This window comes from Allobosea sp. P4_E12, from assembly GCF_056401655.1.
Genome location: NZ_JBFUIY010000003.1, coordinates 48,410 through 68,981, shown reverse-complemented (window position 1 = coordinate 68,981; position 20,572 = coordinate 48,410). Strand labels below are relative to the sequence as shown.

16 protein-coding genes are annotated in these 20,572 nt (G+C 66.3%); 6 read left to right on the top strand and 10 right to left on the bottom strand.

The annotated features are described in order from the left end of the window. Positions 1 to 75 precede the first annotated feature (75 nt). From AC1DW9_RS04105 to AC1DW9_RS04080, 6 genes are all read left to right on the top strand, one after another. Positions 76 to 2,190, top strand: coding sequence for a bifunctional rhamnulose-1-phosphate aldolase/short-chain dehydrogenase (locus AC1DW9_RS04105; RefSeq protein WP_476775970.1), 2,115 nt, complete (start codon positions 76 to 78; stop codon positions 2,188 to 2,190). Between the two features lie 3 nt (positions 2,191 to 2,193). Continuing rightward, on the top strand, positions 2,194 to 3,492 hold the full coding sequence (gene rhaI, locus AC1DW9_RS04100; protein WP_476775969.1) for an L-rhamnose catabolism isomerase: 1,299 nt from the start codon (positions 2,194 to 2,196) through the stop codon (positions 3,490 to 3,492). An 81-nt stretch (positions 3,493 to 3,573) separates the two neighbouring features. Beyond that, a complete protein-coding gene (locus tag AC1DW9_RS04095) occupies positions 3,574 to 4,584 on the top strand; it encodes an extracellular solute-binding protein (RefSeq protein WP_476775968.1) in 1,011 nt (336 codons plus the stop codon). An 82-nt stretch (positions 4,585 to 4,666) separates the two neighbouring features. Continuing rightward, positions 4,667 to 5,749 (top strand): ABC transporter ATP-binding protein, encoded by a 1,083-nt coding sequence (locus AC1DW9_RS04090; RefSeq protein WP_476775967.1) that lies wholly within the window; start codon positions 4,667 to 4,669, stop codon positions 5,747 to 5,749. Continuing rightward, complete coding sequence (locus AC1DW9_RS04085) at positions 5,749 to 7,443, top strand: ABC transporter permease (RefSeq protein WP_476775966.1); 1,695 nt, start codon at positions 5,749 to 5,751, stop codon at positions 7,441 to 7,443. The genes AC1DW9_RS04090 and AC1DW9_RS04085 overlap by 1 nt, the downstream gene beginning before the upstream one ends. After that, the gene (locus AC1DW9_RS04080; RefSeq protein ID WP_476775965.1) at positions 7,436 to 8,155 is read left to right on the top strand and encodes a class II aldolase/adducin family protein; all 720 of its coding nucleotides are present in this window, start codon (positions 7,436 to 7,438) and stop codon (positions 8,153 to 8,155) included. Before AC1DW9_RS04085 ends, AC1DW9_RS04080 begins: the two co-directional genes overlap by 8 nt. 97 nt (positions 8,156 to 8,252) lie before the next feature. On the opposite strand, the gene AC1DW9_RS04075 is transcribed toward AC1DW9_RS04080, so the two are convergent. From AC1DW9_RS04075 to AC1DW9_RS04030, 10 genes are all read right to left on the bottom strand, one after another. Then, the gene (locus AC1DW9_RS04075) at positions 8,253 to 9,023 is read right to left on the bottom strand and encodes an inositol monophosphatase family protein (protein ID WP_476775964.1); all 771 of its coding nucleotides are present in this window, start codon (positions 9,021 to 9,023) and stop codon (positions 8,253 to 8,255) included. 12 nt (positions 9,024 to 9,035) lie between these two features. Then, a complete protein-coding gene (locus AC1DW9_RS04070; protein ID WP_476775963.1) occupies positions 9,036 to 9,815 on the bottom strand; it encodes a metallophosphoesterase in 780 nt (259 codons plus the stop codon). A gap of 7 nt (positions 9,816 to 9,822) precedes the next feature. Next, positions 9,823 to 10,647: a carbohydrate ABC transporter permease gene (locus AC1DW9_RS04065; protein WP_476775962.1), complete on the bottom strand. Its 825-nt coding sequence runs from the start codon at positions 10,645 to 10,647 to the stop codon at positions 9,823 to 9,825. After that, on the bottom strand, positions 10,644 to 11,519 hold the full coding sequence (locus tag AC1DW9_RS04060) for a carbohydrate ABC transporter permease (RefSeq protein ID WP_476775961.1): 876 nt from the start codon (positions 11,517 to 11,519) through the stop codon (positions 10,644 to 10,646). Before AC1DW9_RS04060 ends, AC1DW9_RS04065 begins: the two co-directional genes overlap by 4 nt. A gap of 34 nt (positions 11,520 to 11,553) precedes the next feature. Further along, positions 11,554 to 12,852 carry an ABC transporter substrate-binding protein gene (locus AC1DW9_RS04055; protein ID WP_476775960.1) on the bottom strand — a complete coding sequence of 433 codons (1,299 nt, stop codon included), beginning with the start codon at positions 12,850 to 12,852 and terminating at the stop codon, positions 11,554 to 11,556. 40 nt (positions 12,853 to 12,892) lie between these two features. Next, positions 12,893 to 13,942: an ABC transporter ATP-binding protein gene (locus AC1DW9_RS04050; protein ID WP_476775959.1), complete on the bottom strand. Its 1,050-nt coding sequence runs from the start codon at positions 13,940 to 13,942 to the stop codon at positions 12,893 to 12,895. Positions 13,943 to 13,961: 19 nt separating this feature from the next. Then, positions 13,962 to 14,798 carry a DeoR/GlpR family DNA-binding transcription regulator gene (locus tag AC1DW9_RS04045; protein ID WP_476775958.1) on the bottom strand — a complete coding sequence of 279 codons (837 nt, stop codon included), beginning with the start codon at positions 14,796 to 14,798 and terminating at the stop codon, positions 13,962 to 13,964. 216 nt (positions 14,799 to 15,014) lie between these two features. Further along, positions 15,015 to 15,788, bottom strand: coding sequence for a 4'-phosphopantetheinyl transferase family protein (locus tag AC1DW9_RS04040; protein WP_476775957.1), 774 nt, complete (start codon positions 15,786 to 15,788; stop codon positions 15,015 to 15,017). Then, the gene (locus AC1DW9_RS04035; protein ID WP_476775956.1) at positions 15,773 to 18,946 is read right to left on the bottom strand and encodes an amino acid adenylation domain-containing protein; all 3,174 of its coding nucleotides are present in this window, start codon (positions 18,944 to 18,946) and stop codon (positions 15,773 to 15,775) included. Before AC1DW9_RS04035 ends, AC1DW9_RS04040 begins: the two co-directional genes overlap by 16 nt. A gap of 11 nt (positions 18,947 to 18,957) precedes the next feature. Beyond that, entirely contained in the window at positions 18,958 to 20,208 is a 1,251-nt protein-coding gene (locus AC1DW9_RS04030) for an MFS transporter (RefSeq protein WP_476775955.1), read from the bottom strand. Positions 20,209 to 20,572 lie beyond the last annotated feature (364 nt).

The window sequence follows — 20,572 nt, the reverse complement described above, 5'->3', positions numbered from 1 at the left end:
TGATCGTTTGCGGTCAGATCGTCGCAAGGTGGCCGAAACGAGCCATCTGCAGGAAACGTCGAAGTCGAGGATATCATGGCCGATCACGCCATCGCGGGCGGTTCGTCGCGTCTGCTTGCCAGTGCCTGGGACCAGAGGCTGGCGGAGACGCTGTCGCCGCAGGACCTGCTGGTCTACCGCTCCAACCTGCTCGGGGCCGACAAGCGGATCACCAATTTCGGCGGCGGCAACACCTCGTCCAAGCTGGAGATGGCGGACCCGCTGACCGGCGCCCCGGTCGACGTGCTGTGGGTCAAGGGCTCCGGCGGTGATCTCGGCTCGATCCGGCGCGACGGTTTCGCGACCCTCGATATGGCCCGCTTCCGCAGCGTCCGGCAGGGCTATACCGGGCCGGCGATGGAGGACGATGTCGTTGCGCTCTATCCGCATTGCACCTTCGGCCTGAATCCGCGCGCCGCCAGCATCGATACCCCGCTTCACGGACTGATTGACCGTCCCCATGTCGACCATGTCCATCCCGACGCGATCATCGCCATCGCCGCGGCCGTCGATGGCGAGGCGATCACCCGCGAGATCTTCGGCGACGATATCGGCTGGCTGCCCTGGCGGCGGCCGGGCTTCGAACTTGGGCTGATGCTGGAGGGCTTCGTGCGCCGCAATCCGGCCGCGCGCGGGGTGATTCTTGGCAGCCACGGCCTGTTCACCTGGGGCGACACGCAGCGCGGCTGCTACGAGACGACCGTCGAGGTGATCAACCGCGCGATCTCCTGGCTGGCCGGGCGCGAGGCCGGAAAGCCGGCCTTCGGCGGCGCAGCGGTCGAGGCGTGCGCGCCGGAGCAGCGGCGCGCGGCGGCTGCCCGGCTGATGCCGATCCTGCGGGGGCTCGTCTCGGAAGGGCGGGCCAAAATCGGCCATTTCGACGACCAGGCCGCGGTGCTCGACTTCGTCTGCAGCCGGGATCTCGCCGCGCTGGCGCCGCTCGGCACCTCCTGTCCCGACCATTTCCTGCGCACGAAGATCCGCCCGCTGGTGCTGGACATCGATGCCTCGCGCCTGGATGCCGACGATCTCGTCCCGGCGCTCCGGCAGGCCATCGCAGCCTACCGGGCCGATTACCTCGGCTATTACCAGCGTTGCAGGCGCTCGGATTCGCCGCCGGTGCGCGACACCAACCCGGTCGTGATCCTGGTTCCCGGCATCGGCATGTTCACCTTCGCCGCCGACAAGGCCACGGCCCGCATCGCCGGCGAGTTCTACGTCAACGCCATCAATGTCATGCGCGGCGCCTCCGCCGCGTCGACCTATGTCGGCCTGCTCGAGCAGGAGGCCTTCGACATCGAGTACTGGTTGCTCGAGGAGGCCAAGCTGCAGCGCCTGCCCAAGGGCAAGCCGCTCGAGGGCCGCGTCGCTCTAGTCACCGGTGGGGCCGGCGGCATCGGCCTGGCCACCGCGAAAAGGCTGCTCGGCGAAGGCGCCTGCGTCGTGATCTGCGACATCGACAGGTCCGCGTTGGGCGAGGCCGAGACGGCTCTGGTCGGGAGCCATGGCCGCGACCGTGTCGCTGCCTTCCCGGTCGACGTGACCGACGAGCAGACCGTCATCGCCCTGTTCAGCGAGGCCGCGCTTGCGTTCGGCGGGCTCGACATCCTGGTCTCCAATGCGGGCATCGCTTCGGCCGCACCGCTCGAGGACACCAGCCTCGCCCTCTGGCAGCGCAATATCGACATTCTCGCCACCGGCTATTTCCTGGTCTCGCGCGAGGCGTTCCGGCTCATGAAGGTGCAGGCGCGCGGCGGTTCCATCGTCTTCATCGCGTCGAAGAACGCGCTGGTCGCCTCTCCCAACGCCTCGGCCTATTGCACAGCGAAAGCTGCCGAGATCCAGCTTGCCCGCTGCCTCGCCCTCGAAGGCGCCCCACACGGCATCCGCGCCAATGTGGTCAACCCCGACGCCGTCTTGCGCGGCTCGCGGATCTGGGAGGGCGAATGGCGCGCGCAGCGCGCCGGCGCCTACAACGTCGCTCCCGACGATCTGGACGAGGTCTATCGGCAGCGCAGCATGCTGAAGCTCAACGTCTTCCCGGAGGATATCGCCGAAGCGGTGTATTTCTTCGCCTCCGACCTCTCGGCGAAATCCACCGGCAATATCCTCAATGTCGATGCCGGGCATGCGCCCGCCTTCACGAGATAGGCGATGGCTGAGCCCCTGATCGATCCCGCGCTCGTCGAAGCGCATAACCGGCGAGCCGGTGAAGCGCTCGCGCAGGATTACGAGGCGCTGTCGCGCTCCCTTTCGCGGCGCGGCATCGATGGCGAAGCGATCCTGGCCCGCGTCTCGGCGCTGGACATCGCGGTGCCGTCATGGGGCGTCGGCACGGGCGGAACGCGCTTCGCGCGCTTCCCCGGCCCGGGCGAGCCGGCCGATATCTTCGACAAGCTCGACGATTGCGCCGTCATCCAGCAGTTGGGCCGCGCGACGCCGCGCGTCTCGGTGCATTTCCCCTGGGACGCGGTCGCCGACATGGCGACTGTGAGGGCGCGCGGAGAGGCGCTCGGGCTCGGCTTCGATGCGGTGAATTCCAACACCTTCCAGGACCAGCCCGGCCAGGCGCTCTCCTACAAGTTCGGCTCTCTCTCCCATGCCGATGCGGCCGTGCGGGCGCAGGCCGTTGCGCATAATATCGACTGCATCCGCAAGGGGCAGGCGCTGGGGGCGCGCGCACTGACGATCTGGCTCGCCGATGGCAGCAACTTCGCCGGCCAGTCCCATCTCGCGCGGGCCTTCGAACGCTATATCGCCTCCGTGGCCGAGATCGAGGCCGCTCTTCCCGACGACAGCTGGCTGCTGCTGCTCGAATACAAGAATTTCGAGCCGGCCTTCTACGCGACCGTGGTGCAGGACTGGGGGTCCTGCCTGCTCGCGGCCCAGGCGGTCGGCCCGCGCGCGCGCTGCCTGGTCGATCTCGGCCATCACGCCCCCTCGACCAATATCGAGATGATCGTCGCCCGGTTGATCGCGGCGGGAAAGCTCGGTGGCTTCCACCTCAACGATTCCCGTTTCGGCGACGACGATCTCGACGCCGGCTCGGTCGATCCGTTCCGGCTCTTCCTGGTCTTCAACGAGCTGGTCGATGCCGAGCAGCGCCATGCCTGGGACGAGGCGCCGGCGCTGATGCTCGACCAGTCGCACAACGTCACCGACCCGATCGAGAGCCTGATGCTCAGCGCCGATGCCGCAAGGCGCGCCCATGCCCAGGCGCTCCTGGTCGATCGGGAGCAGCTTTCGCACTATCAGGCGCAGAACGACGTCGCGATGGCGGCGGAAACCCTGCGCGTCGCCTTCCGCACCGATGTGACGCCGCTTCTCGCCGAGGCCCGCCGCCGGGCGGGCGGCGCGATCGACCCCGTCGGCGCCTATCGCCTGTCCGGCTACCGCAAGGCCGCAGCCGCGCGGCGCCCGCAGAGCACGGGGAGCGGCGGCGGCATCGTCTGAGATCTATCGAACCCGAAGCGCCGCCGGATCGTTCGGCCGGCAGGCGCACCACTCAAAAACGAACGTAAGCGGAGGGAAATAATGAAGCCGATCTTCAAGTCGATCATCACGGCAGCCATGGCCTCGTTTGCGATGGGCGCGGCCGCACTGGCGCAGGCCCCGGCCACCGAGGGCAAGCTCGTCGTCTACGCGTCCCATCCGTCCGAGATGGTCGACCATTTCACCAAGATGTTCGGTGACAAATACGGCATTCGCGTCACCACCGTGAAGGCCGGCACCGGCGAGCTGCTGAACCGCATCCGCGCCGAGCGCAACCGTCCGGCCGCCGACATCATGTGGGGCGGCTTCTCCGATACCGGCGGGTCGGCGCCCGATCTGTTCGACAAGTACAGCTCGCCCGAGCTCGCCAATGTCGAACCCAAGATGCTCGATGCCAGCGGGTACAACACGCCGTTCGCCGCCAGCACCATGGTCATCATGTACAACAAGAGCCAGGTGAAGCCGGAGCAGGCGCCGAAGACCTGGGCCGACCTCGCCAAGCCTGAATGGAAGGGCAAGATTGTCCATGCCGACCCGTCCAAGTCGAGCTCGGCGCTGGCTGCACTCAACACCTGGCTACTGATCTACGGYCGCGACGAGAAGGCGTGGACGCTGGTCGAGGACATGACCAAAAATATGAACATCATCCTCAAATCGAGCCTGGTGTTCCAGCAGGTCGGCCGCGGTGAATATCCGATCGGCGTGACCTACGAGGAGGGCGCGATCAACTACGTGCTCGCCGGCACTGCCGGCATCGTCTACCCGGCCGACGGCACATTGCTGGAGCCGGAGGGCATGTTCATCGTCAAGGGCGCTCCGAATCCGAAGGCCTCGAAGCTCTTCGCGGATTTCCTGCTCTCGGCCGAGGCCCAGAAGGAACTCACCGCCAAGTTCCCGGGCCGCCGCCCGACCCGCATGGGCGTCCAGACGCATCCCGAGATGAAGGCCGCCGGCGATCTCAAGGTCATCGACTACGACTCGAAATGGGCCGCCTCCAGCCGCGCCGAAGTGCTCGACAGGATGCAGAAGATCATCGTCAAGACGCAGCAGTAACCGCTGCTGCTCAGCCGATGACGGGCGAGGGCGCAACGCCTCGCCCGTCTCCCGTGACATGCTCGAGCGACCGGGTTTCCAGATGGCCTCCACTTCCGTCCGTATCGATACGGTGACGAAACGCTATGGCGATTCCGTCGCCGTCGACGGTGTCTCCCTCGACATCGCCCAGGGCGAGTTCTTCACGCTGCTCGGCTCGTCGGGCTGCGGGAAGACGACCCTGCTGCGCATCATCGCCGGCTTCCTGAAGCAGACGAGCGGGCGCATCCTGTTCGGCGATGCCTGCATCGACGATCTGGCGCCGCAGCACCGCAATACGGGCATGGTGTTCCAGAGCTATGCGATCTTTCCGCATCTCAGCGTGGTCGACAACATCGCCTATGGCTTGCGGGCGCGCGGCCTGAAGGCGGCCGAGGTCAAGCACAAGGTCGATACCTATCTGGCGCTGACGCGCCTCTCGCATCTGGGCCACCGCAAGCCGCGCGAATTGTCCGGCGGCCAGCAGCAGCGCGTCGTGCTGGCGCGCGCCATGGTGATCGAGCCCGACGTGCTGCTCATGGACGAGCCTTTGTCCAATCTCGACACCGAGATGCGGATGCACCTGCGCACCGAGATCCGCGCCCTGCAGCGCAAGATCGGCGTCACCACGATCTATGTCACGCACGATCAGGAGGAGGCGCTGCTGATGTCGGACCGGATCGCGGTGATGCGCGGCGGCCGGCTGGAGCAGGTGGCCAGCCCGCACGACATCTACAACAAGCCGAGCACGCGCTTCGTGGCGAGCTTCATCGGCGAGAACAACTTCTTGCCGGCGGTGCATCGTGGCCATGCCGATCCCGGCCATGTCCGGATCGAACTGCCCGGCGGTCAGTTCACCGTCAAGCTGCGCGGCGAGATGCCGGGCGGCGCGATGGACGCTGCCTTCCGGCCGCAGGATATCGAACTGCGGCCGCTCGACGGGGAGGGCGACGGGCTTGTCGGAACCCTGACCGACATCCAGTTCCTCGGCGGCACCGTGCGCTACGCCATCGATCTCGGGGGTGGGCATCTCGTCCAGGTCGCGGGCTCGAGCCGCACCGGCGTTACGCTTCCCGAAATCGGAACGCGCCATCGTCTCGGCGTGTCGCCGGCGGCCATCGCCCTGTTCGCGCCCGAGGCCGCCTGATGAGCGCCATCACCGTGACAGCCGGCCCGCCGCGGCGCGGCTCCGGGTTCTCCCGCCATTTCGGCTTCTGGCCGGTGGTCACGGGCATCGTGCTCGTGCTGATCGTCGGGCTCCTGCTGGTGCCCGTCGGCAATATCGTCGGCGTCAGCCTCTCGGCCGGGGCCAAGACCGGCAGCATCTTCGAGAGCTACGTCAATTTCTTCTCGGAACGCTTCTACTACCAGACGCTGCTGAACAGCTTCTGGGTCAGCATCTGGGCGATGATCTTCGCCGTCTGCCTCGGCGTCCCCGCGGCCTATTTCGTCAACCGCTACGATATCTGGGGACGCGGTTTCGTGCGCGCCGCCGTGGTGCTGACCTTCGTCTCGCCGCCCTTCATCGGCTCCTATTCCTGGGTCGTCCTGTTCGGGCGCAGCGGCGTCCTGACCCAGTTGTTCAACTCCATCGGCGTGCCGCTGCCCTCGATCTACGGTGCGCCGGGCATCATCTTCGTCTTCACGCTGCAGTTCTTCCCCTTCGTTTTCCTGCTCGTCTCGTCGGGCCTGAAATCGATCGACCAGAGCGTCGAGGACGCCGCGCGCAATCTCGGCTCCGGCGAGTTCCGCACTTTCCGCACCGCGATCGCGCCGCTTCTGGTGCCTTCGATCACGACGGGCGCGCTGCTCGTCTTCGTCGCGTCCTTCACCGACCTGGGGACGCCGATCATCCTGGGCGAGCGCTTCCGCGTCCTGCCCGTGTTGATCTATGGCGAGTTCGTCAACGAGTTCGGCGGCCGGCCGGTCCTCGCCAGCGCGCTTTCCGTGCTGCTCCTGCTCGTCACCACGGGAGCGCTGCTGCTCCAGCGTTGGCTCTCGGCGCGGTTTTCCTATGCGACCGCCGCGATCCGCCCGCTGCAGGTCCAGGAACAGCCGCTCGGCAAGCGCATCGCCGCGACGGCCTTCGTCTTCCTGCTGATTGGCTTTTCTCTGCTGCCGCTCGTCAACATCGTCGTCTCGTCCTTCCTGAAGTCGAACGGCCCGGTGCTGGTCGCAAGCTTCACGCTGGACAACTACGCCCGCATCATGGACCGCATCTCGCTGCCGCTGTGGAACACGCTGTTCTACACCACGGTCGCCACGCTGCTCTGCGCGGTCGTCGGAACCGCGGTCGCCTATATCATCGTGCGCCGTCCCGGGCCGGTCTCGAGCGTGCTCGATACGGTGGTGATGTTCTCCTACGCGGTTCCGGGCATCGTCCTGGGCGTGGGCCTGGTGGTGACCTATCACGAGCCGCCCTTCGCCCTGACCGGCACCGCGACCATCCTCATCCTGGCCTATTTCATCCGCCGGCTGCCCTTCTCGGTCCGGTCCTCGGTGAGCATGCTGCAGCAGGTCTCGCGCGATACCGAGGATGCCTCGATCAATCTGGGCGCCGGTCCGGGGCGGACCTTCGTCAAGATCACCGTGCCTCTGCTGGCCACCGCGATCCTGTCGGGCGCGCTCCTGACCTGGTCGAACACGATCCGCGAGCTCAGCGCGACGCTGATCCTGCAGTCGGGGACGACGGCGACGGTCGCGATCGAGATCTTCAACGAGGTCGTGAATGGCAATTTCGGCGTGGCATCGGCGCTGGGCACCGTGCTCATCCTGCTGACCTTCCTGCCGCTGGTCGTGCTGTTCACGCTGCTCGGGAAAAAGGATGAAGCCCTTGTCTGATCCGTGGGCCGCCCCCTTCGAACATGATATGCGGCTGCGCATGGTCGCAGCCTGCCGGGCGATGAATACGGGCGGCCTCAACCGTGGCACCTCCGGCAATCTCAGTGTCCGGCTCGACCAAGACCATTGCCTGATCACGCCGTCCGGCGTCGCCTATGACGCGATGGCGCCTGCCGACATCGCCATCCTGGCGCAAGACGGGCGCTGGCGCGGGCCGCTGCGACCGTCCAGCGAATGGCGCTTCCATGCCGACATCCTGCGGGCCAGGCCCGATGCCGGCGCGATCCTGCACACGCATTCGCGCCACGCGACCGCATTGGCCTGCCTCGGCGAAGGTATCCCGGCCTTTCACTACATGGTTGCGGTCGCAGGCGGCTCGTCGATCCGCTGCGCGCCCTATGCGCGCTTCGGAACCAAGGCTCTCTCGGACCTGGCGCTCGAAGCCCTCGACGCGCGCAAGGCCTGCCTGCTCGCCCATCACGGCATGATCGTGCTGGCCGCGACGCCGGAAAAGGCCCTCGTCCTCGCCCGAGAAGTGGAGGAACTGGCCGCCACCTACCTGCTCGCACGCTCTGCCGGCTCCCCGGGGACGCTGGACGAGGACGAGATGGCGGGCGTGCTCGGCCTGTTCGCCAGCTACGGCACGCCCGACTTCCCCGATGACGAGCTTTCGCGCATGGACGAACGCCTGCCGGAAACGGCAACTCTCTAGGAGGGGCGGGCGCGTCTCCGCCGAGATGCGGGCGTGTCAGGTTCCGGCACGCCGGCGGAACCTGAGGCCGAACGGCCTTCGACCGCAGGCGCAGCCGTCAGGCATCCGCCATGAGCAGATCCGGCTCGAGCAGGGCGAGGAACGCCGGCGACCCCGCCGCATAGCGAAGCTTCTCGTCGAGCTTGGCACTGCGCCAGTCGACCGTATTCTCGATCCCGAGCGCGCTCAGGATCGGCAGGCACGCCATCACGTCCCAGCTTGCCTCGCCGAGGCCGATATAGCCGTCGACATGGCCAAGGGCGAGTTCGATCAGCGAGATCGTCGAGGAACCGCAGCACCGGAACACCATGCGCTGCGCCATGATGAAATCCAGCACCGCGTGCTGATCCCCCGGCGAGACCGCAGGATGCAGCCCGACGCCGATGCAGCCACGCTTCAGGTCGAAACGGGGTCCGCGTTCGAGCAGCGCCTCGTTCATGGTGGGCGCAACCCCGTCGCCGCCGACCAGCATCTGCCGGCGCACTGGCGCATTGACGACGCCGAAGCGCGGTTGCCGGTTTTCGAACAACCCGATCGAGATCGCCCACTGGTCGCCGCCGCGCACGAAGTTGAAGGTGCCGTCGATCGGATCGATCACCCAGAGCCGGCCAGAGCGCCCCTCGATCGCCGCACCTTCCTCGCCGAAGATGCCATCGTCCGGATAGAGCGCGTGCAGCCGCTCGGTCAGGAAATGCTCGACCTCACGGTCGGCGGCGGTGACGAGGTCGAGATGACCCTTGGTCTCGACCGCATTGGGGCTGAGTTCCTTGAAATGGCGTAATGCGATCTCGCCCGCCTCTTCGGCGAGGGCCTTGATGTCGCGTTGCATGGCTTCATGTCCTCAGAGTGAGACGTAGCGCGTGTGTACGGCGCCGCCGCCCTGCGCTTCGATGCGGTGGATGAAGTAAGCATAGGGTTCGCTGACGAGCCCGGGCTCGTGATGGGCGCCCGTCAGCTCCAGGCCGACCTGGAAGGCCGGGCTGCCGCCGACCGCGGCGAGCGCGCCATGCCAGAGCGACTGGTAGGGCCGGTGGATATGGCCGCACAGGATACGGGTCGGTGCGCGGCGCTGGCCGACGAGCTCGCCCAGCAGCTCGCGGCCCTCGACCAGCGCGTTGTCGTCGAGCGCGGTCATGCCCGAGGCGAAGGGCGGGTGGTGCATGGTCAGGAGCAGCGGCTCGTCCAGCCGGCGCGACAGCCGGTCGCGCGCGTAGGCCTGGCGCGCGGGGCAGAGCCTGCCGGCGACATGGCCGTCGTACAGCGTGTCGAGCGCCAGCACGCGCAGGCCCGCGATCATGGTCTCGTAGTGGAGATAGGGCCCGGGCTCGAAGGGCACGATGTCGCCGAAAGCGGCGCGCATGGTCTGGCGCTTGTCGTGATTGCCGGGCGAGACGACAAGGGGCATCGACAGCGGCGCAAGAATCTGGCGCAGCAGCGCATAATCGCGCTCCGAGCCGCCATCGGCCAGATCGCCGCTGATCACCACGGCATCGAGCCGCACCGGCAGCGCCGCGATGTCGGCGATCACGGCGCGCGCCGTCCGTTCGGCATCGTCGCGGACCAGCGAGGTTTCCTTGCTGTCGGCGAAGACATGAAGGTCAGAGATATGCGCGATCAGCATGGTGTCCTCAACGAATGCCCGCGCGCACGAAGCTCTGCACGAATTGGCGCTGGAAGATCAGGAAGGCGATAAGGAGCGGCGCGACCGAGAGCATCGTCGCCGCTGTCACCAGGCTCCAGTCGATGCCTTGCTCGACGGTGGCGAAGACCTGGAGGCCGACCGTGATCGGGCGGGTCTGCACGGAGTTGGAGACGACGAGGGGCCAGAGGAAGTTGTTCCAGTGGTAGCTCACTGTCACCAGGCCGTAGGCGACATAGGTCGGCTTGGCGATCGGGACGAAGACGCGCAGCAGGATCTGGATCGGGGCGGCGCCTTCCAGCCTCGCGGCTTCCTCCAGCTCCTTCGGCACGCTCTTGAAGGTCTGGCGGAACAGGAAGATGCCGAAAGCCGAGGCGAGATAGGGCAGGGCCATGCCCGTGATGGTGTCGAGCAGGCCGAGCTTGGAGAGCGTGCGGTAGTTCTCGACCAGCAGCACTTCCGGCATGATCATCAGCTGCAGCAGCACGACCATGAACAGCACGTTCGAGCCGCGGAACGGGAAGCAGACGAAGGCGTAGGCGGCCATCGTGCAGACCACGAACTGGCAGACGAGGATCAGCGTCACCAGCATGAAGGTGTTGAGGAAATAGTGCGCGAACGGCGCCGCGTTCCAGACGCGGGCGAAATTGTCGAGCGTCAGCGGCGCGAACAGCTCGAAGCGCGCCGCGTAGGCCGGCGGATGGAACGCCGTCCAGACCGCATAGAGCAGAGGCGAGACCCAGAGGATGGCGAGCAGCCAGGCGCCAAGCGTCACCAGCAGCGTCAGTGAGGGGGTGCGATGCTGCAGGCTCATCGATAGTGGACCCGCTTGTCGGCATAGCCGAACTGGAAGAGCGCGATCAGCGCCAGCATGACGAGCAGGACCGCCGTCAGCGCCGCGGCATAGCCGGTGTCCCAGAAGGCGAAGCCGACCTGGTAGACGTAGAACAGCAGGAGCACCGTTGCGTTGTCGGGGCCGCCCTTGGTCATGGCGATGACATGGTCGACGAGCCGCACGGCGCCGATGACGGCGTTGATCGAAATGAACAGCGTCGTCGGCATCAGCAGTGGCAGCGTGACCCGCCGGAAGATCTGGCTGCGGCTGGCGCCTTCGAGCTCGGCCGCCTCGATCAGCGTCGGCGAGATCTGCTGCAGGGCGGCGAGGTAGAAGATCATGAAGAACCCGGCCTCCTTCCAGATCGTGATGACGATCAGGGCGCCGAGCGCGGTCTCCTTGCTGCCGAGCAAATTGTTGCCCCCAGCCCCGACCAGGTCGAGCACCTGGTCGACCAGCCCATAGTCGGGGGCGTAGAAGAACATCCAGATATTGGCGACGGCGACCATCGGCAGCACGGTCGGGGTGAAATAGGCCATCCGGACCAGGCCCTGGCCGCGCAGATTGGCATTGACGAACAGCGCCATCGCCAGCGCGAGCGCCATCGAGAGCGGGATCGTCGTCAGCGCATAGATCGCATTGTTGCTCAGTGCCTTCCAGAACACCGGGTCCGCGATCATCGTCTGGTAGTGATCGAGGCCGATGAAGACGGAAGCCCGGCGCCCGCGCGGCGTCGAGTAGAGGCTGTTACTGAGCGTCGCCAGGATCGGCTGATAGGTGAAGACCCAGAGCAGGACGGCTGCCGGCAAGAGCAGCAAGGCGCCGTACAACGCATTGCGGGATGCGGTCATCGTCCTGCTCCGATCCTGGCTACGCTCGGAGGGTTCATTTCTTGTAGGGCTTCAGGATGCGCTCGATTTCGCCCTGCGCATCGGTCATGGCCTTCTCCGGCGTCTTCGCCCCGGTCAGTGCGGCGGCGAGCCCGTCGTTCAGCGCCTTGGTGGTCCGGGCGTTCTCATGCGTCGAGAATTCCGGCACCGAAGCCGCGATCTGCCGTCGCGCCACCTCGGCGGCCGGGAGCTTGGCGACATACTCCTTCAGGTTAGGCTGGTTCCAGGCGCCGTCGCGCGGGGCGACATAGCCGGTCTGGATGGCCCAGTCGGCCTGGATCTCGTCCGAGGTCAGGAACTTGATCAGCTTGAAGGCCGCTTCCTTCTCCTCCTTCGGGGCGCCGGAGAAGATATAGAAATTGCCGCCACCGAGCACCGAAGCGGGCGCGACCTTGCCTGGATAGGGCGCCAGGCCGAAGTCGAACGTCGCGTTCTTGGCGATGTTGGTCAGGTTGCCGGTCGTCGTCCAGATCATGGCGATGCGGCCTTCAAGGAAGTCGGCCGGGGTCGTGCCCCATTCCTGGATGCCGGGCGGATGCACGCCATGGACCTTGCCGAGATCGACCCAGAACTTGAGCGCTTCGACGACCTTCGGATCGGTGAGATAGCTCTCGGTGCCGGCGTCGTTCATCAGCCTGGCGCCGTTCTGGGCGGCGAGCGCGCCAAACAGCCATTGGGCCGAACCGACATTGCCGGGAATGCCGACGCCCCAGCGCGTCACCTTGCCCGACGCGTCCTTCTTCACCACCGCCTTGCCGTAGGCGACCATCTCGTCCCAGGTGGTCGGCGGCTTGTTCGGGTCGAGGCCGGCCTCGGCGAAGGCCTTCTTGTTCCAGTAGAGCACCGCGGTCGAGCGCTGGAACGGCGCGGCCCAGAGCTTGCCCTCGACCTGCGCGCTTTTGAGAAAGGCCGGCATGAAGCCGGCGATCCAGGCTTTGTCCTCCGGCGTCTTGGCGAAGTCGTCGACCGGCTGGACGACGTCCTCGTCGATCAGCGTGAAGATGTCGGTGGCGAGCAGCACAGCCGTGGTCGGCGGCTTGCCGCTCTTGGCTGCGGTCAACGCCTTGGTCGTCGTGTCGTTATAGTTGCCGGAATAGACCGGCACGACGTCGATTTCCGGATTGGCCGCCTTGAACTTCGCTACATAGCCGTCGATGACCTGCACCAGCGGGCCGCCGACCTGCACCGGATAGTAGAAGGTCACCTGCGTCTTGGCCTCGGCCACAGCCGTGAGCCCAGCCAGCGCCAGCGACGCGACGGCCGCCCTGAAGCCCGTCATCCTGAAATGCTGCATTGCTCTTCCTCCCTTTTTTGTGTGTTGAACGTCGCTGTCGTCAGGCCGCGTCGCGCCGCAGGCCGCTCTCCTGGTCGAAGATATGCGCCGCGGCGGGCGGCCAGCTCAGATGGACCGCCGTGCCCTTGTCGAGGCTGGGCTTGCCCGGGATGCGGACCAGCACGCGCTGCGAACCGGCCCTGCAGGCGATGATCGAATCCGCGCCGAAATACTCGGTGGTCTCCACCGTGGCCGGCAGCCCCTCGGATCCCAGGGCAACATGCTCCGGGCGGATGCCGAGGACGACCGGCCTCCCGCCAGACGGCCCCACGACCGGTCCCTTGCTGCCGGCGACGACCGCGCCGCCCTCGCGAGCATCGAGCGCCAGGATGTTCATCGGCGGCGTTCCAATGAATTTTGCCACAGTGACCGAGGCCGGCCTTTCGTAGAGATCCGCCGGCGCGCCGTTCTGCTCGATCCGGCCCTGGCGCATCAGGATGACCCGGTCGGCCATGCTCATCGCCTCGGTCTGGTCATGGGTGACGAAGACCATGGTGATCCCGAGCCGCTGCTGCAAAGAACGGATTTCGTTGCGCATTTCGGAGCGCAGCTGGGCATCGAGATTGGAGAGCGGCTCGTCGAGCAGGCAGATCGGCGTCTCGGCGATCAGGGCCCTGCCGAGCGCGACGCGCTGCTGCTGACCCCCGGAGAGCTGGCTCGGCCGGCGGTCGAGGAGGGCGGCGAGGCCGAGCAGCTCGGCGACGTGCTTCAACCGCGCTGCCTGCCCCGCCTTCGGAACGCCGCGCACCGACAGGCCGAAGGTCACGTTCTCGGCGACGTTCAGGTGCGGAAACAGCGCGTAGGACTGGAAGACCATCGAAAGGTTGCGCTTCGATGCGGGCAGGGCGGTGACGTCGCGTCCCGCCAGCACGACGCGCCCGGCGCTGACCGCATCCAGCCCGGCGATCAGCCTGAGCGTCGTCGACTTGCCGCAACCCGACGGCCCGAGCAGGGCGACGAATTCGCCCGCCCTGGTGTCGAAGCTGATGTCGTCGACCGCGCGCAGCCCGCCCCAGCTTTTGACGAGGTTCTCGACCCTGATATCGGCCATTCGTCCTCCCGGCGCCGGTTCAGGCGAATATGAATTTTCTGATCGTCTTGTCCGGCAGTGCGGCGACGTGGGGACGCGCCTCCCTTCCGGTGACGACGTGATCGATCCGATCGAGCCGCGCGATCACCGACAGTGCCGTCCGCTCGAATTTCGAATGGTCGGCGACGACGATCACCGTCTGAGCGATATCGATCATCGCCTGCTGCACCGCGGCCACTGCCGGCTGCTGCGTGCAGATCAGGCCGCGCTTCAGATCGACCGAGGAGACGCTGAGCACCGCCTTGTCGACGTTGAATTTTCGGACCATCTCGGCCGCAAGCGAACCCGCGAAGGAGTGATTGATGTCGACATATTCGCCGCCGATGACATGGATCTGCCGGGCGCCGGCCGCGGCAAGGACCGCCAGCACGTCCGCTCCATTGGTGACGAAGGTCAGTGTCGGGTTGCCCGCGATCCGGCGCGCGACCTCGAGCGCGGTGGTGCCGCTATCGATGAGCACCGCGTCGCCATCGACGATGAGCCCGGCCGCGATCTCGGCGATGCGCCCCTTTTCATCCGCATGGCTCTGCGCCCGGACGGAATTGGTGTTTTCGAACGTGACCTGATTGACGCTGACGGCTCCGCCATGGGTCCGTCGCAGCAAGCCGCGTGCCTCCAGCTCGGTCAGATCACGGCGAATAGTGGCGGTGGAGGCTGAAAGCTCCCGCCGCAACGCCTGAACGTCGACGAAGAGATGCGTTCGCAAATGCTGCAGGACCAGCGCCTGGCGCTCGGGAGCGGAAGGGACGCGTTCCGAGGCGACGTCTTCGCCTTCGGGATCGTCGTCGTCCGAAGGAGGGAAAGAGGCGTGCTGCAACCTGGCCTCGGCGAGAAAATGTGGCTTGAGCGATTTCGATCACAATACGATTGATATCGATCACGTCAAGCGCGCAGCCTCAGTGCCGATCTCGTGCCAACCCGCGCCCGGAGCAATGCGCAGGCGACCAGCTGTCGTCGGGAGACGGCGCGTGCTCGCACGCTGCGAGCCGGGACGGCAAGGGCACGCGTCCTGGAAACGCTGATCGGCCTCAGATTAGCGGACGGCGGATCGCACTGCGATCGCGATATGGATGCCGTCATCTGTCAGGTGCGATGTGACGCTGATGTCCTGGGCGGGAAAACCGCTTCCCGCTGGAAGCGCGATGGCTTGCCCTGGAATGGCGGAAAACCTGCTCATGCTCATCGGCTCGCGCGACCCGAGCGACTTCAGCAGCGCCTCCTTGCGGCACCAGAGCTTGGTGAACTCGGCTGCGGCAGACCGGGGCGGCCTTGTGCGCAGCCACGCGATCTCGTGGGGCGAGAGCGGGCCTTCACCCTCGGAGGGCGGATCGCGCGTCGGTTCGATGTCGATGCCGACGCTGATCCCGTCGGCAATGATGCAGCCGACGCAGCTGCGTGTGTGCGACAGCGAGAAATCGATCGGCGGAACCCCAGCATCGGATCGATGCTCGATCAGGGCGGGTTTCGTGGTCAGGGCGGGTTTCTTGCCTGCCCGGTGGCTGATGTGCAGCTCCGCCGGGTTGGCTCCCAGCCGGGACGCGATGGCGAGCCGCAGCAGGCCATGGGCCGCGATATAAGCGTCCCGGTCGGCCTCGAACCGGAAACGTGCCGCGCGCTGCCTTTCCGCCGCGTCCAGCAACCCTGACAGCAAGGCCCAATCGCGACGAGCGATCTGCGCCAGTCTGAGCAGGTGCACGCTGCCTTGCGTGCCCTTTGGCAGCGCATCCGTCAATTCGGGCAGCTGTGCCCGGGCGAGCAGGAGGTGCCCGTCCGCGATGTCGCTCGCCAGCGTCAGTTGGCGCGCCATCCCGGCACCAGCATGGCTTTCATCGATCCGGTAAAGATCTCCGCCATCGCAAGGATGGTCTCGCTCCGGTAATTCGGGCGCGTATAGAATAACTTCATGCGGAAGCAGTCATTCATCACATAGGCATAGACGTGCAGATGGTAATCCGCGAGGTTGCCTGCCGCGACCGTATCGGGAACGTCCATCAGCGACGGGTGAGGCGGGAGGAAGCGCACGCCGTCGTAATTATCCTCCCAGACATTGCCGATATACTGGAACAACGTGCGCACCTTGTCCTCGCGCGCCAGGAGCTCGGCCCGCGAATCGCTTGAATAGTAGCGCAGCGCGCTGTGTCCGATGCCATTGTCGGGGATGGCGCGGTACTGCGCCGCGACCGCCTCGAGCGCTGCGGCGAGCGCCGGCTCGCTGTCGAGCTCGCCATCGGGCAGGCGGGCGGTGATCGGCGTGTGGGTGATGAACCAGCCGACCGTGCGCGAGGGATCGGCAGCGCGGATGCAGCTCTCCCGGCCATGGGCGACCTTGTGAAAGATCAGGTTGCGCTGGCCCGACAACCGGTTGGCCGTGACGGCGAGACTGGCGACGATGGCGTGAATCAGGGTCGATTGAGCCGCGCCGCCCAGCCGCTCGCGCAGGCCTGCCATCTCGCCTGCATCGAGAACCTCGAAGCCGTGGCTGTCGATGTCACGCTGCAACGCTCCCTCGACCTGCGCATCCTCCGGGAAGGGCAGGGCGTCGCTCGCCTCGCCGATCCAGTAATCGAGCTGCGCCTCGGCCTGCGGGCTTCGCGCATAGGCGATCACCTGCTCCACCCATTGGTGATAGGGCGTGGTCTTGGCAGGCAGCACGACGGGCTTGCCGGCTTCGAGGGCATCATAGGCGGTGCGCAGATCCTCGAGCGTGACCTGCAGGGACAGGGCGTCCGTGACGAGCTCATGCATCGTCAGGAAGAGATGGTGGTTGCTGCCATCGGGATCGGCGAACAGGGCGACCGTCATCACGGGGCCGTTTGCAATGTCGAGCGTCGCGTGCAGCCGCTCGATCTCGCTGCCGATGAAGCCGAGCTGCGTCTCAAGGGGCGCTACGGGCAAGGCAAGCACGTGCACCGGGACGCGCTGGGCCTCCGGCAGCGCGATATAGTGCTGCGCATAGTGGCCATCAGCGCTCTTCGTGAAGCGCAGGCGCAGCGCATCGTGATGGGCGACGACGTCGTTCAGTGCGCCCTGCAGCAGGGACGGGTCGAGCATGGCGCCAAGACGGGTGATGAAGCCGACATTGAACATGTCGGGGTTCGGCCTGGCCCAGGTGAAATAATAGCTCTGCATCGGACTGAGCGGCGAGACCGCGCCGGGGGTGGTCCATGCGCTGGCAACGCTCGTCCTGCCCTGGAGCAGGGCGGCGAGAGCGCGGATCGTCGGATAGTCGTGGATATCGGCCGGCGTCAGAACGACGGAATCGGCTCGCGCACGCGCCGCAACGCGAAAAGCCTGGATGGAATCGCCGCCGATCTCGAAGAAATTGTCGTCCATGCCGACGCGGGACTGCCCGAGCACCGCCCTCCAGATCGCCAGAAGGCGGCGCTCCATCTCGGTCGAGGTCGCGTCGGCTTCCTCCACGACGGGGGCCTCGTCGCTCACCGTCAGGGCGTTGCGATCGAGCTTGCCGTTGGGAAGCCGCGGCAGCGCCCCGATCTGGATGAAGCGCGAAGGCACCATGTAGTCGGGCAGGCGCGTCAGCAGAAATCGGCGCAATTCACTGGACAGGGTGCTGTCGAAGCTGTCGGCAGCCGGCAAGACGCAGAAGGCGACGAGTTGCCGTCCTCCCGCCGTTTCCGCGGCGCTGACGGCGCAGGCACGGATCTTCGGATGGGCTGCGAGCGTCGTCTCGATCTCGCCGGGCTCGATGCGGAAGCCCCTGATCTTGATCTGGAAATCCTTGCGGCCGATATAGTCGAGCTCGCCATCGGGCCGGGTCGAGACCATGTCTCCGGACCGGAACAGCCGCGCATGCTCGCGTTCACCGGGCTCTGCGAACGGATTGGGAATGAAGGCCTGGCCGGTCAGGTCCGGGCGTCCGAGATAGCCTTTCGCAAGCCCTGGGCCTGAGACGCAGAGTTCGCCCGCGACGCCGGGACCGACGGGCTGGAGATGGTCGTCGACGACATGGATGCGCATCCGCCCGATCGGCTTGCCGATCGAGACGATCTTGCCCGTCAATGCAGCGGGGGTGACGGTGCAGCAGGTGGCGTCGGCCGCCATCTCCGAGGAGCCGTAGAGATTGATCAGCGTGACGCTCTCGCCGAGTTCCGTGACCTGGCGGGCAAGGTCGCTCGGAAGCAGTTCGCCTGACGATGTCAGATAGCGCAGACGGGGCAGGCGAGTGCCGGTGGCGCGGGCAGCCTCGATCAGGGCCGCCAGCAGGGATGGCACCAGGATGAGGCGCGTGATGCGCTCATCGGCGAGAAGCTGCAGCAGCTGGAACGGATCGCGCGCTGTCGCATCATCGGCGACGACGCTGGGAATGCCCTTCAGCAGGCCGCCGAGCATTTCCCAGATCGAGTCGACGAAATTGAGCGCGGTCTTGCTGCAGCAGATTTCGCCGCTCTCGAACGGGAATTCCTGCCACATCCATTCAAAGCGGCTGAGCATCGCGGAATGCGAGCCGAGAATGCCCTTGGGTCGGCCGGTCGAACCAGAGGTGTAGACGACGTAGGCCGTGCGCTCGGGATCATCGGGCGGTGCCGCCGGCATGCTGCCCGCTGCCGGCAGGGGCCTGTCGAGATTCAGGAGCGCGCAGCCGGATTCGCGGAGGAAGGCCGCATCATGTGTCGCGTCCAGCGTCAGCACCACGGGCGCGGCTGCGTCCTCCAGCATGAAGCGCAGGCGGTCCTCGGGATAGGACGGATCAAGCGGCACCCAGGCGCATCCCGCCTTGAGAATGCCGAGGATGCCCGCGACAGCCGCGATGCCGCGTGGCATGCACAGGCCGATCAGCCTTGCCTCGGATGTGCTCTCGCCGGCGGGCAGGAACTGACGGATGGCTGTGGCGATCTCGTGGGCCCAGGCATCGAGCTCGGCATAGCTCCGCCGCCGTTCACCGGCCTTGATCGCCAGTGCCGTGGGCAGGCGCCGCGCCGTATCCTCGAAAATGCGGTGGAACATGGAAATCCCCGTCAAATCTGGCGCGCAGCGGCAGGCGATGCCTTTGGCGATGACATCAGGAACGCGCTGGCAGCCAGCGTGGCGAGGCACAGCCCGAACGGCGCGAGATAGCTGATCGCGCTCAGGGCGCCGTTGAGAATCGAAGACAGGCCCCAGACGAGCGCATTGATCGCGATCGCGATCCCGAGGACCCAGCCCTGGCGATCATCGCTGACGGCCCGGGAAAACAGGGTGATGATCGCACCATAGGCGACCGATACGGTGATCGCCGTGGGAAAGGCGATGATCCAGAGCAGGTCGAGGCGGGGGACGGCGAGCGAGGCCGCGATCAGCCCGGCAGTGCTCCATAAGGACCATGTCGCGATGGCGCGCGGGTCGAACCGCTTCTCGAGCACGGGCAGACAGAGGCCGTAGGCGATGCAAAAGCCGATGCCGAGCGTGGCCATGAGCAATGAGATGGTGCCCGCATCCTCGCCGAACCGGTTCAGCACCAGGCTGGGCAGGAACAGGAAATAGGTTCCCCAGGCGGTCTGCATCAGGCCGAACACCCGCATCAGATGGCGGATGGCAGGATCGCGCAGCGCCGCGCGAAACCCCGCCACTCCCATCAGCAGATTGATCGGCGTCGGGTCGGCCTGCGCGGGAGGTTCGCGTGCCTCCTGGAATGTCGTCGCGATCAGGACGAGGCCGATCAGGGCGCCACCGGCGGTCAGGGCCATCGGAAGGATGAAATCGCTCAGGACAGCAGCGGCATCATGCGAGAACGCGCCGCCGATCAGCGGGCCGACGATGAAGCCCAGCGACGACGCGAACAGGCAGAGGCTGAGCGTGAGCGCGCGCGTCTGGCTGCTGCTCGCATCCACGGCAGCGGCCTGTGCGACGGCCTGGCTGCCTGCCGTGGCCCCTCCGATGAAGCGGCCGATCAGCAGCAGGGCGACGAGGTTATAGGCGATGGCGCCGCCGATCAGCGCAAAGCTCAAGGCCATGCCGAGCATGCAAAGGATCAGGATCCGCTTTCGCCCGATGCGGTCGGAGATCTCTCCGAGCACCGGCGCGGCATAGAGCATGACGAGTTCGTAGAGGCCGAGCGCGACGCCATAGACGAGATAGCGCAGGCCGGCAGGCGCTGCCGCCATCATCAGGGGCTGATCGCCGATGAGCGCCGCGGCAAGGACCGGCACGACGATCGTGTAGCCGATGCTGTCGATCAGGATGATGGCAAGGAGGGGGCCGACGCGCAGGATCATGGAGAGCGTCGTCATGCCGGCACTCGCGACGGCCGCGCCCCGTGCCGGGATCGTGCAGGGGAGGGCTCGTCCCGGCCAAGGATCATGACGTCAAATCTGCCTATCCATCCGGAACCGGCAACGCCTGAACTACCGAATGTTCGAAACGTTACGTCATGAAAACATTCACACGCCCATCTGTTGTGATCTGCCGGAAAGGTCAAGGCGCAAACTCCAGCCGAGCCGCACTCCCAAGGGTGGCTGTCTTGAGAGGGCTGGCTCGGTTCGCCTGAACCGTTACGGAGCTGTCGCTCCGTCGATTTTTGCTCTGGTTGTGCTGCGATCGGGATTGGCTGCTCGCGCCCGTGGCGGGCATGGGCCGTTCGAGCACATGTGCTGA

Bases quoted from the DNA above. Each gene is read 5' to 3' on its own strand.
- AC1DW9_RS04105 (WP_476775970.1), top strand. From the start codon at position 76: ATGGCCGATCACGCCATCGCGGGCGGTTCGTCGCGTCTGCTTGCCAGT.
- rhaI (WP_476775969.1), top strand. From the start codon at position 2,194: ATGGCTGAGCCCCTGATCGATCCCGCGCTCGTCGAAGCGCATAACCGG.
- AC1DW9_RS04090 (WP_476775967.1), top strand. From the start codon at position 4,667: ATGGCCTCCACTTCCGTCCGTATCGATACGGTGACGAAACGCTATGGC.
- AC1DW9_RS04085 (WP_476775966.1), top strand. From the start codon at position 5,749: ATGAGCGCCATCACCGTGACAGCCGGCCCGCCGCGGCGCGGCTCCGGG.
- AC1DW9_RS04075 (WP_476775964.1), bottom strand. From the start codon at position 9,023: ATGCAACGCGACATCAAGGCCCTCGCCGAAGAGGCGGGCGAGATCGCA.
- AC1DW9_RS04070 (WP_476775963.1), bottom strand. From the start codon at position 9,815: ATGCTGATCGCGCATATCTCTGACCTTCATGTCTTCGCCGACAGCAAG.
- AC1DW9_RS04065 (WP_476775962.1), bottom strand. From the start codon at position 10,647: ATGAGCCTGCAGCATCGCACCCCCTCACTGACGCTGCTGGTGACGCTT.
- AC1DW9_RS04060 (WP_476775961.1), bottom strand. From the start codon at position 11,519: ATGACCGCATCCCGCAATGCGTTGTACGGCGCCTTGCTGCTCTTGCCG.
- AC1DW9_RS04055 (WP_476775960.1), bottom strand. From the start codon at position 12,852: ATGCAGCATTTCAGGATGACGGGCTTCAGGGCGGCCGTCGCGTCGCTG.
- AC1DW9_RS04050 (WP_476775959.1), bottom strand. From the start codon at position 13,942: ATGGCCGATATCAGGGTCGAGAACCTCGTCAAAAGCTGGGGCGGGCTG.
- AC1DW9_RS04040 (WP_476775957.1), bottom strand. From the start codon at position 15,788: ATGGCGCGCCAACTGACGCTGGCGAGCGACATCGCGGACGGGCACCTC.
- AC1DW9_RS04035 (WP_476775956.1), bottom strand. From the start codon at position 18,946: ATGTTCCACCGCATTTTCGAGGATACGGCGCGGCGCCTGCCCACGGCA.
- AC1DW9_RS04030 (WP_476775955.1), bottom strand. From the start codon at position 20,208: ATGACGACGCTCTCCATGATCCTGCGCGTCGGCCCCCTCCTTGCCATC.